Below are 15,198 nucleotides of genomic sequence, written 5' to 3'. Positions count from 1 at the left end.
CCTGTATAATACGACATACTACTTTGACTGTCAAGGTAATATTTTAAATTAAGTACTTGGGTTGAAAAGTAAGCTACAGGGCAGCCCGTAAAGAACATAAATATACCGATGCCCACTCCGACTTATATATCGGTGTAGGCATCGGTATGAATGTAGTAAGCTACGCCATTTAACCCTCAACTGCCGAGCGAGTCCTTAAACCTGAATACCAGCTTGCTTGTCCGACGTGACTATGACGGAATCAACCGCCAACGCCCATAGACGCTCGTCGAACTCTTTGATGATCAGTGGTGGTTTCGAGTATCAGATTGCTTTAGCATCAGAGACCGCCGGCAAAGGCATCACCCGTGATCAGGAGATTAATCGTCTGTCCATTGCTACCATCGGCTTTCCAGGTTTTATCATGAACCTCACGGCGAACGATAGTTAAACATATAAAGGGTTCCACATATTAGTCATGCATAATATGTGGAACCCTTTATTTTATTTGATATTTCTTAAGTTTAGGTCTTAATAATTTCAATCCAATACTTTATTTTCACTGAACACAAGATCAAAATCTAAATTGTTGCCCTCTACTCCACAGTCACACTCTTCGCCAAATTCCTCGGCTTATCAACGTCATTTCCGCGCGCAAGCGAGGCATAGTATGCCAGGAGCTGCAGCGGTACAACTGACAGCGCCGGCGACAGAAGCGGCAGTGTCCGGGGAATCGCGAACAGCTCATCGATCGATTTTCCGACCTCGACCTCGGTTCCCTCATTAACCAAACCGAGTACATGTGCGCCGCGCGCTTTTACTTCTTTAATGTTGCTGAGAGTCTTCTCGTACAGATCCTCCTGGGTGATCAGCGCAATAACCGGAATGCCTTCTTCGATCAACGCGAGAGTACCGTGCTTCAGCTCGCCTGCCGGGTATGCCTCCGAGTGAATGTAAGAAATTTCCTTCAGCTTGAGCGACCCTTCCTGAGCAACTGCGAAGTCAATGCCGCGGCCGATGAAGAACAGATTGTCGTGCTTTGCCAGTGATTCCGCTACCTGCTTCAGCACTTGTGCTCTCTCCAGAATGCTCTCCACCTGCTCCGGCAGCTTCTGCATAGCGACAAGCACATCAGCGATCCAATCCTTATCACGCGTTCCAAGCGTATCCGCCAGGAATAAACCATACAGCATAAAAGCAATCAGCTGCGAAGTGTACGCTTTTGTCGATGCAACTGCAATCTCAGGACCCGCCTGCGTGATCATCACATCGTTCGCTTCACGCGACACTGAACTGCCCACAACATTCGTAATAGCCAGCACGCGCGCGCCGCAGCGTTTTGCTTCACGCAGGGCAGCCAGCGTATCCGCCGTTTCACCTGATTGGCTCACAACTATGACAAGCGTTTCAGGCGTTATAATCGGAGAACGATAGCGGTATTCCGAAGCGACATCAATCTCAACCGGAATACGGGCCAGACTTTCAATAAGCGATTTGCCAACCATGCCTGCATGGTAAGCCGTTCCACAGGCGACAATATGCACATTGCGAATCCCGCGGATCTGCTCCGGCGTCATGCCGATTTCCTTCAGCTCCACCGATCGTCCGTCTGCCGAAATTCTGCCCATCATCGTGTCACGATAAGCTTTAGGCTGCTCATGTATTTCTTTCAGCATAAAATGATCAAAACCGGCTTTTTCCGCCGTTGTCAAATCCCAATCGACATGAAATATTTCCTTGGAAATAACTTCGCCATCAATCGACCTTAATTCGACGTTATTATTCGTCAGAATAGCCATTTCACCATCATCTAGAATGTAAACATTGCGTGTATGCTCCAAGATTGCCGGAATGTCCGAGCCAATGAAATTCTCGCCTTCCCCGATGCCGATCACAAGCGGACTTGCATAACGCACGGCGACCAGCCGGTCCGGCTCGAATTCCGTTAACACGCCCAGCGCAAAAGCGCCACGCATCCGTTTCACAGCACGCTGAACGGCTTTAACGATGTCGCCGTCATACTCCTCCGCGACCAGGTGAGAAATCACCTCGGTATCCGTTTCCGACAGAAAATGATGCCCTTTTGCAATCAATTCATCCTTCAGATCGAGATAGTTCTCAATAATGCCGTTATGCACGACCGAGAATTTGAACGAATTGTCGGTATGAGGATGGGAATTCTCATCGGATGGCTTGCCGTGCGTCGCCCAGCGTGTATGTCCGATTCCTACTGAACCGCGAAGCTCGTCTCCAACAAGCTTTTCTTCCAATGCGGCCAACCGGCCTTTGGACTTGCGTACTTCCAATCCCTTATCCGTGAAAACGGCAATACCCGCAGAATCATAACCGCGATATTCCAGTTTTTTCAATCCATCAATCAAAATTTGCTGCGAATCCCGTTTACCGATATATCCTACGATTCCACACATTTTAATAGACCTCCGTTTGGGGTAGTATTCCCGAAAGAAACGGATGCCAACACATTTGTGGGACAGCACAGTCTATGGTTGCTGTCGATTTCAGGAAAGCATACGATTAGACCGTATACCAGCTGATATTTCAAGAAACCGTTCGTCTTATGCCACCCTCTTCAGTTTGGCATCGTAAGCAAACGGGCACAAATAGCATGTTTCAAACATACTTAAAGATGAGCGCACAACAGCCTCCGTTGCTGCTTGCGCCTTCAATCGTCACTATCGCATCTTACCGACCCTTTGTACGACTGGTCGCCCTGTCGATTTGGGAATCGGCTTTCGGTCAAATGCATAACCGGGAGGTCCCCGCCGAACAATCCGAACACCTCCACCTCGTCAGCTTGCCGCTGTCCACCGCAGGAACGTTATACAAAAATCAAAATAAACCGTTCTGCAGCAAGACGATCATGCGCAAGCTCTGGCGCTTGTAAAGCTAATTGGCTGCTATCCTCGCTTTCATTTCTGGAATCATACTTCTTATCATATTCATTTTAACCGAACGGTGCAACTGCAAAATTTTCAACACATTTACATTCACAACATTTTCCCCTAAAATGCTTCCCTTCTATCTGGTATCGGCCCACTATTCTCCAACCATCGGAGCAAAGGAGGATATACGATTGATGCGCAGTGTCCCGCTTCAAGGCGCTTGCCTTAACAAAATAAAAAGGCGGTTCTAATGGCGCATTCATCTTCTGCGCCCTTGGAACCGCCGTCCGAAACTTTATAATTCATTATTCCATGAGGCTAATCATTCATTCCATTAATCCGTAATGCCGTGAATAATAAATCTTATACCCCGCCAAGCTCGGCTCTTACCGTATCTGCGATCTGCCTCACATACGCTTCCACCTGGCTTTTATCCGGACCTTCCGCCATGACGCGGATCAGATGCTCTGTGCCCGAAGCACGTACAAGCACACGCCCATTGTCACCCAGCTCCTGCTCCGTTTCCGCGATAATAGCAGCAATAGCAGCATTGTCCTTGTACAGCGTCTTATCGGCCACGCGCACATTGACCAGCACCTGCGGGAACTTGCGCATCAGGTTCTTCTGCTGACTCAATTTCTGTCCGGAGCCCACCAATGTATTAACAAGCTGAAGAGCCGTAAGAATGCCGTCTCCAGTCGTATTGTGATCGAGAAAAATAACGTGGCCGGACTGCTCTCCGCCCAGATTGAAGCCGTTACGGCGCATTTCCTCCATCACATAGCGGTCGCCAACGGCCGTCTGTGCCGTCTTGAGACCATGCTTCTGGGCAGCTTTGAAAAATCCGATATTGCTCATTACGGTCGTTACAACCGTATCGCCCTTCAGCGTACCTTCGCGCTTCATCGCATCAGCGCATATACAAAGAATAAAGTCGCCATCGACCTCTTCTCCATTCTCATCCACTGCAATCAGCCGGTCTGCGTCGCCATCAAAGGATAATCCAAGATCGGCGCCATGCTTCAGCACTTCTCCACGCAAAAATTCAGGATGCGTGGACCCGACGCCATCGTTTATATTAAGCCCGTTAGGTTCAGCGCCGACTGTGATGACCTCCGCACCAAGCTCACGGAATACCGTCGGAGCGAGCGAGTAGGCAGCTCCATTGGCGCAATCCAGGACAACCTTAAGACCCATGAATGAATGCTTCACTGTTGTTTTTAGAAAATCAAGATACAATCGCTGCGCATGCACATCCTCGGTCACGGAGCCAATCCCTCCGCCTTCCGGGCGAGGCAACTGGTCCGTCGCTGCATCCATCAGCCGTTCAATCTCGAGCTCCGTCTCATCCGAGAGCTTGAAGCCGTCACCGCCAAAAAATTTAATTCCATTATCCTCAACCGGATTATGCGAAGCCGATATCATAACGCCCGCATCCGCGCCCATGATGCGCGTCAAATAAGCGACCGCCGGCGTAGACACCACTCCCAAACGTACGACGCTTGCTCCGATAGACAGCAACCCTGCGATCAGGGCCGCTTCAAGCATTGGGCCGGAAATCCGGGTATCAAGTCCGATAAAAACCTTTGGTCTCTCAGCCTTGCCGGCAAGTACATAACCGCCGCAGCGGCCGATTTTATAAGCGAGCTCCGGCGTTAATTCGCGGTTGGCAACCCCGCGCACACCGTCTGTTCCAAAATATTTTCCCATTGTAGAGTATCCCCTTTTAACCTTGAATTCTATATCTTTATGAATAATGACATTATTTCCTATGGTATAAGATATAGCAGCATTCTGTTTCTATGTATAGGTGAATACTGCTCAAAGAGCATCACGAATAATCAATGTATCAGGTTTATGGATTAGTTCCGCTACCAGAGCTGCTTTCCCCGCTATCGGGCTGCCCGCTATTCGTTCCGTTACCGCTGCTGCCATCACTGCTGCTGTTATTACTACTGCTATTGCTGCTGTTACTGCCGCTGTCATTGGGATTCGTGCCTGGATCTGCACCCGTATCCGCTTCCGTTTCTGAATCCGGGGAATCTTCATTCCCATCCACAGAGCCGGGGGGGGGGGGGGGGGCGGCCCCCGCCGACCCCCCCCCCCCACCACCTGAACTGTTCACCGGATTATTGCCTGAATCTGCATTGCCAGTCCCTGCCGGAGTACCTGGATCTTCATTAGCCCCAGTATTCCCCGCACCCGTATTTCCTGCGTCCCCGGGATTCCCCGTATTTCCTGTCCCGGCATTCCCTGTCTCATTCCCCGTCGTATCTGTAGAACCGTCTCCGGTCCCGGGGTCCGTTCCGCCAGCGGGCGGATCGGTTGTTGCCGCTTCATCCGTAATCTCTATTGTGACCGTAATCGGAATGGAGCTTGTCTGCTCAACAAAGCTCGGCAAATGCACATCCAAAGGCACAATATGGCTTCCCGGTCCCAAGCCATTCAAGTCGGCGATGAGCTGAACATCGCTGGCTCCGACACCAGCCAGCACGCTTGTTGCCCCTCTTACAGGCAGATCGACGGTTCCCGTCTCCGGAATAGTAATCTTGGCCTTCAGTCCATCAGAGAGTGAGATGAAGGTCACCTTCAGCTGCGTGAGTGTTTTAACAGATATCGGTACTAAGGTATATTTTATCGTCACCTTCGAAGGATCGACTGACACAATCCCTTCTTTTGGAGGGATATTGAGCTCAATCGTACCTGATTGAGACAGCTTCGACAAGTCCACATTAATACCATCGTAAAAATCATACTTATCGAGCTCGTCCTGGGGCCCATATATCGATACCTGATCCACGCTTGGGACGAATGTGTCCATAGCCAGGCCATCCGGCAGCTTGCCGGTCAGTCCAATTTGCAGAGGCACCCTTTTGAATGGCATCGTAATCGGAATCTCTACCTCGACAACACTTGGAGTGGCAATGGCTTCGGGCATTTCCTGGCCTTCTTTGTCCAGCACAACGACCTTGACCTTCTTCTCGCTGATTGTCGATTCTTCATCTTCCACGGATACCTTGCCCCCGACAAAACCGACATCCTCCATGATACCCTCCGGCAGCGTGACATGAACGCGGTTGTTCGGCTTCACGATCGGCTGACCGAGCTTATATCCGTTGGCAGGCGTTCCCTCCGTCTGCACCTGGAACTCAAATTCCTTCGTAATCAACCGCTCCAGTACGACCGTAACCGTGCTCGGCTGCTTGGACACAATCTCCATGCCCTTGGGCTTGCTGATCGAGATAGGAAGCACCTGGCTTCCTTCCTTGGCCTCGCTCACGTCTACAGTTACTTGAAAGTCATCCGGCGTCGTTTGCAGCAGGCTCGATCTGGGCGCCCGAACCGTCAGCTGCACAGCCGTTGGCTCGACCAGACGAAGCGAATAATTATTCTCATCAAGTCCAACTGCTTTCACCTGCACCGCCTCATAATCCTTGACCTCCGTGAGGGAGGCGACTGAATTTGGAGACCGTTCGGAATCAAAATGGACGACTGCCCACAGCAGAATGCCAAGCGCGAGCGAAATGATTTTCAGAGCGGTTGGATGACTGAGCCATTTATCCATTCTCTTCGCCCCCTTTCCGTCTCCAGAAAGGCCGTTTCGATCCAGTATTCTCTTGTGCCTTGGGATTCGGATTAAGCTCTTCGAACAGCTTGGAAATCAATGACTCTTCCTTGATATCGCGGACAATCATGCCCCCCACAGCCAGCGAGACCTGTCCCGTTTCCTCCGACACGATAACTGAAACCGCATCGCACACTTCCGTAATGCCGATGCCGGCACGATGCCTTGTTCCAAGCTCCTTGCTGATAAAAGGATTCTCCGACAAAGGCAAATAACAGCCAGCCGCCATGATCTGATTGCCGCGCACAATAACCGCACCGTCGTGAAGCGGCGCATTAGGGATAAAAATATTAATCAACAGCTCGGAGCTGACCATCGATTCCATTCGAATACCCGACTCAATATAGTCGGAGAGGCCTGTGCTGCGTTCGAATACAATCAATGCCCCGATTTTGCGTTTCGCCATATAGTTGACGGCTTTAATCATTTCCCCGATACGCTCGCTCACATCACGTTCAACTACGGAAGAGCGGGCAAATAGCTTGCCTCGCCCCAGCTGCTCCAGCGCACGCCTGAGCTCCGGCTGAAAAATAATCAGCACCGTCACGACCCCAAAGGTAAACATTTGGTTCATTAACCATTTAAGTGTATATAAATTAAACCAGGTACTAATGGCCCATGTACCAACGAGAACGAATATTCCTTTGAGAAGCTGGACCGCCTTGGTGCCGCGTACGAGCAGAATCAATTTGTAAATAATATAACTGACAATGGAAATGTCGATAATGTCCTTGATCCAGTCTTTCCAGGTCAAATCTGCGAAATAGCTCATATGTCAGCCCCCAACAACCAATTGCACAGGTCCTCTATCACATATATCGGATACTTAACCTTATTATCTTCTAGAAAAGAGGATATAAACCCTTTTTTTGCGTTAAGAATTTATCAGAATTTTAATATTCTTCTGTTTGCCTTGGCTGGCAAACTCTATCCACCTCCTATAGCTATCCTTTAGTCATGCTTTGGGCACAAAAAAACCTCCCGCATGAGGGAGGCAGTGGAATCAATAAGCCAAGCTGCTGATCGAATGTGAAACTTTGTACCAAAACCAGTCAAGCGCTTGGTCGATTGTTTTCACTTTCCCCGAGATATGGGCCGTCGACGCTTGATACAGCGAGCCCTCGATAACCGTCACATCTCCATCCACTTCGCCGAGTACGTTGGCTTTTCCATTCTCTATAATTAAATTGCCGTTCACATGCGCGCCTGCTGGAACAGTCACGGTATCCCCGTTAATAACCACGTGGGAAAGATCCGTTCCGCGCACCGTCAAATCCGTATTCTCTTCCCACATGGCAAGTGTGCTTGAGAACATCACAAGAGCAAAAACTGCCGCTACCGCGATAGCAGGGTGATTGCGAAGCCAGCCGGCCCAGCTTGGGCGATTCCGCTTGACAGGCAGCGCGCTCATGATCCGAAGTTTAAGATCATCGGCTTGTGTTTCCTCAGCTTGTGGTCGAAAATCAATCAATTTATGGGTGAGCGCTTCTGTTCGCTCCAACTGCTCGAATCGTGCTCTACATGCTGGACAGGAGAGCAAATGGTTCTTTAGCTGTAAGACATCTTCGCGGGGAAGCTCGTCGTCTAGATAATCATGCATCCATACAATGGCGACATTGCAATTCATAGCAGCCATTCCTTTCTTCAGTGTAACTCACAGCAGTATACGATACGTATGGTCGACGATGATGTTTCACTTTTTTTGAGAATCCGCTACGGTCATCTCTTATCCTGACCCTTGCTTATAACTTATGCTCCAGCTTCTTGCGGAGGAACTCCCGGCCGCGGTGCACACGTGTTTTCACCGTCGTAACCGGCATTTCCAGCACATCGCCAATCTCCTGCAGGGACATCTCCTGAAGATATCGCAGCACCATCACCGATTTATACTTTGCCGGCAGCGTCTCTATAGCCTGATGTATAATACGCTGCGTATCCGACAGCAGCAGCTCGCTTTCCGGCGTCTTGTCGTCGCTTGGGATCATCGCATAACCATCCAGACCTTCGTGCTCACTGGATTCGGCATCCAGCGAATAAACCGGCTTCCGCTTGCGAAGCCGATCAATGCACAGATTGGTCGCAATCCGGTAAATCCAGGTCGAGAATTTCATTGTATCATCATAGCGATCCAGATTTTTGTATACCCGCAGAAAAGCCTCCTGAACGACATCCTCCGCTTCCTGGCGGTTATACAGCATCCGGTATGCCATATGGTACAGCTTATCCTGATACATATCGACGATCTCCGCAAAAGCCCGCTGATCGCCTCTTAGTGCCAATTGCGCTAACCGCGCCTCAACTGATTTCACTGTTTCTCCTCCAGACACGCCGCATGCTCCAACTCCCGTCCGGTTGAACGTGCGGCTGCACCGATCCTGCAAGGATCGAACCGATACCTGACGCTCATGCAAAAGCATAATGATACTTATTTGAATCCTGATTTACTCTGGAGTATACGTCAAAGGACCGGACGTAAGCGGAGGGACTCCTGCCGCCGGGCGTCCGGCCCTTGAAACAAACGTATCAGTTATTGATCAGCCCGTATTGCGAAGGCCGGCTGCAATGCCATTGATAGTCAGCAGCACCTCACGCAGCAGCTCCGGATCATCCTCTTCACCGCGGGCTCGCGCCTCGCGCAGCTCCAGAAGTAGCTGTACCTGCATGTAGCTCAGCGGATCCACGTACGGATTGCGCAGGCGGATTGATTCTTGAATAACCGGCACATTATCCAGAATTTCGGCTTGACCTGTTATTTGTAGAATGAACGAAGACGTCCGTTCATATTCCTCTTTAATTTGTGTGAAAATGCGCTCCCGAATCGTGCTGTCCGTAATCATATCCGCGTATTCCGCGGCGATCTGCAGATCTGCTTTGGCCAACGCCATCTGCAAATTATCGATCAGAGACGTAAAGAACGGAAACTGCTCATACATTGCGCGCAGTGTTTCCAACCGTTTCTCATCATCCTGCACATATTCCTGCAGCGCCGTACCGGCCGCATACCAGGCCGGCAGCAAATAACGGCTCTGCGTCCAGGCGAATACCCACGGAATCGCCCGCAGATCCTCGAAACGGTCACTGTTCTTCCGCTTCGATGGACGGGAACCGATATTAAGCTCGCCGATCTCCGGCAGCGGTGTAGATTCCTTGAAGAAGGTCAGGAAGTCTGGATCCCGGAAAATCAGATCCTGATATTTGCGCAGCGCAGTTTCCGATATCCCTTTGGAAATTTCATCCCACTGGGCTACATCTGCAGCTTCCTGCTCCGGATAATTCGCCAGCCGCGCTGCGGTTATCAGCGCCCAGGTTGCTTGCTCCAGACTGCGGTAAGCAATGCCTTTCATGGAATAACGGGACGAGAGCACTTCGCCCTGCTCCGTTATTTTGATTCCTCCGCCTACCGTATGCGGCGGCTGTGCCAGAATACTGCGGTTCAACGGCATTCCGCCCCGTCCTAGCGCACCACCGCGACCGTGGAAGAATTTCAGCTTCACGTCGAATTTCTTCGCCGCGCTTGTAATGGCATTCAATGCCACCCGCAGCTCCCAGTTGGCGGTAACAGCTCCGCCGTCTTTATTGCTGTCAGAGTATCCCAGCATAATCTCATGCAGGTTGCCTCTGGCCTCAATCGCCTTGCGGTATACCGGCAGTTCAAACAACTTCTCCATAATTGCCGGAGCTTCATGCAGATCATCAATGGTTTCGAACAAAGGAACAGCCTGCAGTGTGCAGCGGATATTCCCGCCGGTCTCCTGGCGGAACAACCCGACTTCCTTCGCGAAGACCATTACTTCCAGCATATCGCTAGCGCCCTGTGTCATACTGATCAGATAGCTGGAAATACAGTTCTCACCGAACTCTTGTTGAGCGCGATAAATCGTACGATACACATCCAGACACTCCTGCGTTCCTTCCGAATATACAAAATGAGGGGAAGTCAACGGACGCGGATCATTCAGCAAGCGATGAAGCAGCTCGATTTTCTCTTCTTCATCCAGCGAGCCGTAATTCTCCACGATGTTCATATTGGCTAGCACTTCAGTCATCGCATTCTCATGCTCTTGGCTGTGTTGACGCACATCAAGTGCGGCAAGATGGAAGCCGAACAATTCCACTTGGCGAATCAGCTTACGGATATGCGTATCAGCCACATAATCAGCAAAGTGATGGCGCAGACTGCGGTCGATAACAAGGAGGTCTTCCTTCAATTCATCAGCGTTGTTGTAACGCAGGGGCGAGTTTTTCAGCGTATCGTTATGCGTATTGACAAGCTTCTCAATCATATAGCAGAGTTTAATTTTATATGGCTCATTCTCATTGCGCCACAGCTCAATAGTGCGAAGCTCCACATGCTGGCGGTCCCTTTGAATGGAATCCACCAATTCTTCAGAGATCGTGACGATATTCGTGCTGAAGCTCAGCTGCCCCATCAATTCACGAAGCAATTCATCATATTTCTCAAGCACAAGCTCACGTTGAAGCGTCAGGGTCTCCCAGGTAATCTTGGCCGTAACCGATGGATTGCCGTCACGGTCGCCGCCGATCCAGGAGCCAAATCTCAGGTAAGCAGGCACATGCCAGCGCTCATCCGGATAATACTTGTCCAGGCAGCGTTCGAGCTCTTCATATACGCTTGGGAGCACTTCGAAGAGAGTCTCGTCAAAATAATACATGCCATTGCGCACTTCATCAATAACGGTCGGCTTACGATCGCGCAGCTCATCCGTTTGCCAAAGCGTAAGCACCTCGTTCAGCAGCTTCTCACGAAGCTTCTCGCGTTCACGGTAGGTGAGTGACGGATTGTCGAGCTCCATAACTTCATGGGCGATGCGCTGATGGATGTCCAGCACGGCACGACGAGTGGCTTCCGTAGGATGGGCAGTCATGACCAATTCCAGGGAAATCCCCTCAATCATCGTCTTGACCTCATCAACGGCTATTCCCTGCTCCCTCAGTACCTGAACAGCGCTTTCGATGGAACCGGGCTGAACAGTTTCTCCTGCAGAGCGTTCATAGTCCCGTTTGCGCCGTATGCGGTGATTCTGCTCGGCAATGTTGACAAGCTGAAAATAAATCGCAAAGGCCCGGATGACTTGATGGCGAATTTCAGGGCTTAGCGCATCAATAACTTTTTTAAATTCATCAAAAAGCTCCGGAAGAAACTCAGCCCGCAGCGCCTTGCTCATTTCACGAATTTTCTCAACGATCTCAAGCAGTTCATGCCCGCCTTGGTGAACGAGCACATCGCCCAATATGTTCCCCAGAAAGCGGACATCGCGCCGTAATAAATTGTTCGAGTGCGGCCGGTTGGCCGTCAAAGCAGATGTTTCTTGTTCCGACATCTTGATCCTCCTCAGATTCTGCTTGAAGCAAAATCTTTCCTTAACGTATTTAAATCCGACAGATAAAAGTAACCAGAGAAGGTCCAAAGGTTAGTATTCCATTGCATCACCGATTACCGTCAGCAGAGCTTCGCAGACGGTTTTTTCACTTTTATTATCATACTACAAATCACGGAGCGGTTGAAGCTTTTTCATGGATGTACCTAAAAATCCCGTCGAATCCTGTAATACTCTGAAATGTAAAAAAAAGAAACCCTGAGATCAGAGTTTCTGGTTATTTGTTTAATGGAGCGGGTGATGGGAATCGAACCCACGCTATCAGCTTGGAAGGCTGAAGTTCTACCATTGAACTACACCCGCGCAGAAATGGTCGGGACGACACGATTTGAACATGCGACCCCCTGGTCCCAAACCAGGTGCTCTACCAAGCTGAGCTACGTCCCGTCAATGATTTCTGCAATTTTGTGAAAATGGCGTGCCCAGAGAGATTCGAACTCCCGACCTTTTGATTCGTAGTCAAACGCTCTATCCAGCTGAGCTATGGGCACTAATTATGGAGCGGAAGACGGGAATCGAACCCGCGACCCTCGCCTTGGCAAGGCGATGCTCTACCGCTGAGCCACTTCCGCATGTTTTGTGTCAGTCGCTTTATCTCAAGCGCGACAAGTAATAATATATCACGCTAACTGGGAGAATGCAAATGTTTTTTCAAAATAAAAATATTCAGATTATTTAAACGCATATTTCTAATTATTCCCATGTAAAAGGCAACTTAATCCTGCTCCTAATAATTTATAGCCATTATAAATCTTATGCTTATTGCTTTGTTCCATTCATAATCACCAACAGTAGTATACAGAGAATTGCAAGTAGTCCCTATGTATAAAAAGGACAGCCCGATGCGTTTAACGGCATCAGCTGTCCGAATTGCCAGTTATGGCCGCATAGAAGCGCATCAGAGCTGTTTTAAAGCATCAGAACATCTTAAGCTCCTGCAATGGCCATTAATGGCAAATTAACCTCTTCCTGCTCGTGATTCACCTCTGCTGAAAGTTTATCCTGCCCTGCCAGGGAGTATGGCAGGCAAAGCGGCAGGCCAGTCCGGGGATCGGGAATAATATCCGCTTCGATGCCAAAGACATCACGCAGCACATCGGGTGTCATAACAGCACTAGGCGCCCCTTCGCCCGATACTTTACCCGCCTTGATCGCGATCATATGATGCGCATAGCGGGAAGCGTGATTCAGATCATGCACCACCATTATGATTGTGCGGCCTGAGCTTGCATTGAGCTCCTGCAGCAGTTCCAGCACTTCAAGCTGATGAGCCATATCCAGGAAGGTCGTAGGTTCATCAAGGAACAAAATATCAGTCTGCTGGGCAAGCGCCATTGCGATCCATGCTCTCTGGCGTTGACCACCGGATAATTGATCAATAGGACGATCTACAAATTCAGTCATTCTTGTTGATTCAATGGACCATTGAATAATGGAGCGGTCTTCGCGGGTTAAGGAGCCGAAGCCTTTTTGGTAGGGAAATCTGCCATAAGAAACGAGTTCAGATACAGTCAAGCCATCGGGAGCGGTCGGGTTTTGAGGTAAAATAGCGAGTTGTTTTGCTACCTCACGCGTCGATTGTTTGTGAATGGATTTGCCATCAAGCATAACTGCTCCGTTAACCGGAGACATGATTCGCGCCATGGTTTTCAATATCGTGGATTTGCCCGAACCATTAGCGCCCACCAGGGCTGTTATTTTCCCTTGAGGGATGGCCACGTTGAGATTATCCACAATAAGTCTGTTCTCATAGGCGATGTTTAATTGCGATGTCGTCAACCGAATCACTAAAAATCCGCTCCCTTCAAAACCCTTGCATTTATTTGATAGTGATAATTATTCTCATATCATATAAGAATGATAACCATTCTCAAGTCATTCGTCAAGAGATGTTTTAAATTTCCCTCGAAATATTATAGACGATGTTACATTTTCTAGAACTCCATACTCAGCTCATGCACGGAGTCTTATTTCCTCAACCATGCGGCATAGAGATCGATAATTCACTACCCATCTTTCGGGAGGGTATTGGTACGCGCCAGGAGATGTATAACGGCGTTCTGCATCGTTATTCGAGGTACTCTCAGCAAGGTCGATGAACAACGTCAGTAAGGAATCTTGGATCTACACAACGGTTCTCCCTGAATCAAGCCGCTGCCGCTAACTGCAAAAGCCGACTCGGCTTGAAGTTTAAAAAACGGGCAAGTCCGATCGATCAGACTGGCTGAACTCGTTCCTACTGTCGAATTTCCAAAGCCACGGCTGCAGCTGCCGGTGAAATTGTTGCAGCCGGCATGAATATGGGGTTTTATCAGTTGCGTAGAACATACAGAGGTAAAGGCTTCATCGCTGATGTTGCAGCTTTATGGAAAATGCGTCAGCATTGAAATTAAACCGACAATCTTCGATAAATCCCATTTGGTTTATTATCAACCCCGTCTAAAAATGAAAATCCGACTGTTCTTGAAAGAACAATCGGATTTTCGTGTTTGGCTGATTTAACTCATATCATTATTTAGGTGGTCAATTTGCAGAACGTACGGACTGTTTCAGAAAATAAAAAACCCTTGAAATCTCAAGGGATTGAATTCATATGGTGCGCGTAGAGGGACTTGAACCCCCACGTCGTGAAACGCCAGATCCTAAGTCTGGTGCGTCTGCCAATTCCGCCATACGCGCACGTTTGTTGCAAGTCCATTTTCAGTAGGCAGAAAATGGTGAGCCATGAAGGACTCGAACCTTCGACACCCTGATTAAAAGTCAGGTGCTCTACCAACTGAGCTAATGGCTCAAAATAAATGGCTGGGGATTCAGGGATCGAACCTGAGAATGACGGAGTCAAAGTCCGTTGCCTTACCGCTTGGCTAATCCCCAGCATTATGGTGGAGGCTGACGGGATCGAACCGCCGACCCTCTGCTTGTAAGGCAGATGCTCTCCCAGCTGAGCTAAGCCTCCAAATATGCAGTGGTGACCCGTAGGGGAATCGAACCCCTGTTACCTCCGTGAAAGGGAGGTGTCTTAACCGCTTGACCAACGGGCCGCGATAGCTGGCACTCCGAATTCCTTTCGGAGCCTGCTCATAAAACCTTACCCATCAAAATGGAGCTCTCAACCGGATTCGAACCGGTGACCTCATCCTTACCATGGATGCACTCTACCTACTGAGCTATGAGAGCAAGAATGGCTCCCCGAACAGGACTCGAACCTGTGACAACTCGATTAACAGTCGAGTGCTCTACCAACTGAGCTATCAGGGAACGGTAATACTTCGGGTTGTTACACCCTGAAAAC

The 15,198-nt window shown here is 49.5% G+C and carries 8 protein-coding genes and 11 tRNA genes; all 19 read right to left on the bottom strand.

What is annotated here, in order from left to right; translation table 11 throughout:
• Positions 1 to 575: 575 nt before the first annotated feature.
• The 19 genes from glmS to AC0YOA_RS37690 all read right to left on the bottom strand — a co-directional run bounded on the left by glmS (position 576) and on the right by AC0YOA_RS37690 (position 15,164).
• Complete coding sequence (gene glmS / locus AC0YOA_RS37780; RefSeq protein WP_475790899.1) at positions 576 to 2,408, bottom strand: glutamine--fructose-6-phosphate transaminase (isomerizing); 1,833 nt, start codon at positions 2,406 to 2,408, stop codon at positions 576 to 578.
• Between the two features lie 837 nt (positions 2,409 to 3,245).
• Positions 3,246 to 4,592 (bottom strand): phosphoglucosamine mutase, encoded by a 1,347-nt coding sequence (gene glmM, locus AC0YOA_RS37775; protein ID WP_475790898.1) that lies wholly within the window; start codon positions 4,590 to 4,592, stop codon positions 3,246 to 3,248.
• A gap of 145 nt (positions 4,593 to 4,737) precedes the next feature.
• Positions 4,738 to 6,447: a CdaR family protein gene (locus AC0YOA_RS37770; protein WP_475790897.1), complete on the bottom strand. Its 1,710-nt coding sequence runs from the start codon at positions 6,445 to 6,447 to the stop codon at positions 4,738 to 4,740.
• Positions 6,440 to 7,279 carry a diadenylate cyclase CdaA gene (cdaA, locus tag AC0YOA_RS37765; protein WP_210047176.1) on the bottom strand — a complete coding sequence of 280 codons (840 nt, stop codon included), beginning with the start codon at positions 7,277 to 7,279 and terminating at the stop codon, positions 6,440 to 6,442. The genes AC0YOA_RS37770 and cdaA overlap by 8 nt, the downstream gene beginning before the upstream one ends.
• Positions 7,280 to 7,510: 231 nt before the next feature.
• Positions 7,511 to 8,134, bottom strand: a complete 624-nt coding sequence (locus AC0YOA_RS37760; RefSeq protein WP_475790896.1) for a zf-HC2 domain-containing protein — start codon at positions 8,132 to 8,134, stop codon at positions 7,511 to 7,513.
• A gap of 115 nt (positions 8,135 to 8,249) precedes the next feature.
• The gene (gene sigW, locus AC0YOA_RS37755) at positions 8,250 to 8,816 is read right to left on the bottom strand and encodes an RNA polymerase sigma factor SigW (RefSeq protein WP_210047178.1); all 567 of its coding nucleotides are present in this window, start codon (positions 8,814 to 8,816) and stop codon (positions 8,250 to 8,252) included.
• 225 nt (positions 8,817 to 9,041) lie between these two features.
• Positions 9,042 to 11,849, bottom strand: a complete 2,808-nt coding sequence (gene ppc, locus AC0YOA_RS37750) for a phosphoenolpyruvate carboxylase (RefSeq protein ID WP_475790895.1) — start codon at positions 11,847 to 11,849, stop codon at positions 9,042 to 9,044.
• Positions 11,850 to 12,135: 286 nt separating this feature from the next.
• A tRNA-Gly gene (locus AC0YOA_RS37745) sits at positions 12,136 to 12,209 on the bottom strand.
• A gap of 7 nt (positions 12,210 to 12,216) precedes the next feature.
• Positions 12,217 to 12,293: transfer RNA gene (locus AC0YOA_RS37740), tRNA-Pro, on the bottom strand.
• 27 nt (positions 12,294 to 12,320) lie between these two features.
• Positions 12,321 to 12,397: transfer RNA gene (locus AC0YOA_RS37735), tRNA-Arg, on the bottom strand.
• A gap of 6 nt (positions 12,398 to 12,403) precedes the next feature.
• Positions 12,404 to 12,478, bottom strand: a tRNA-Gly gene (locus tag AC0YOA_RS37730).
• 355 nt (positions 12,479 to 12,833) lie between these two features.
• Positions 12,834 to 13,694, bottom strand: coding sequence for an ABC transporter ATP-binding protein (locus AC0YOA_RS37725; protein ID WP_475790894.1), 861 nt, complete (start codon positions 13,692 to 13,694; stop codon positions 12,834 to 12,836).
• An 806-nt stretch (positions 13,695 to 14,500) separates the two neighbouring features.
• Positions 14,501 to 14,585 (bottom strand) — tRNA-Leu (locus AC0YOA_RS37720).
• Between the two features lie 36 nt (positions 14,586 to 14,621).
• Positions 14,622 to 14,697, bottom strand: a tRNA-Lys gene (locus AC0YOA_RS37715).
• Between the two features lie 8 nt (positions 14,698 to 14,705).
• A tRNA-Gln gene (locus AC0YOA_RS37710) sits at positions 14,706 to 14,780 on the bottom strand.
• Between the two features lie 6 nt (positions 14,781 to 14,786).
• A tRNA-Val gene (locus AC0YOA_RS37705) sits at positions 14,787 to 14,862 on the bottom strand.
• A gap of 10 nt (positions 14,863 to 14,872) precedes the next feature.
• Positions 14,873 to 14,947, bottom strand: a tRNA-Glu gene (locus AC0YOA_RS37700).
• 60 nt (positions 14,948 to 15,007) lie between these two features.
• Positions 15,008 to 15,083, bottom strand: a tRNA-Thr gene (locus AC0YOA_RS37695).
• A gap of 5 nt (positions 15,084 to 15,088) precedes the next feature.
• Positions 15,089 to 15,164: transfer RNA gene (locus AC0YOA_RS37690), tRNA-Asn, on the bottom strand.
• Between the last annotated feature and the right edge of the window lie 34 nt (positions 15,165 to 15,198).

The organism is Paenibacillus sp. JT22N12, assembly GCF_056269365.1.
The sequence above is the reverse complement of the archived record's forward strand: the minus strand, read 5'-3'. Positions and strand labels throughout refer to the sequence as shown.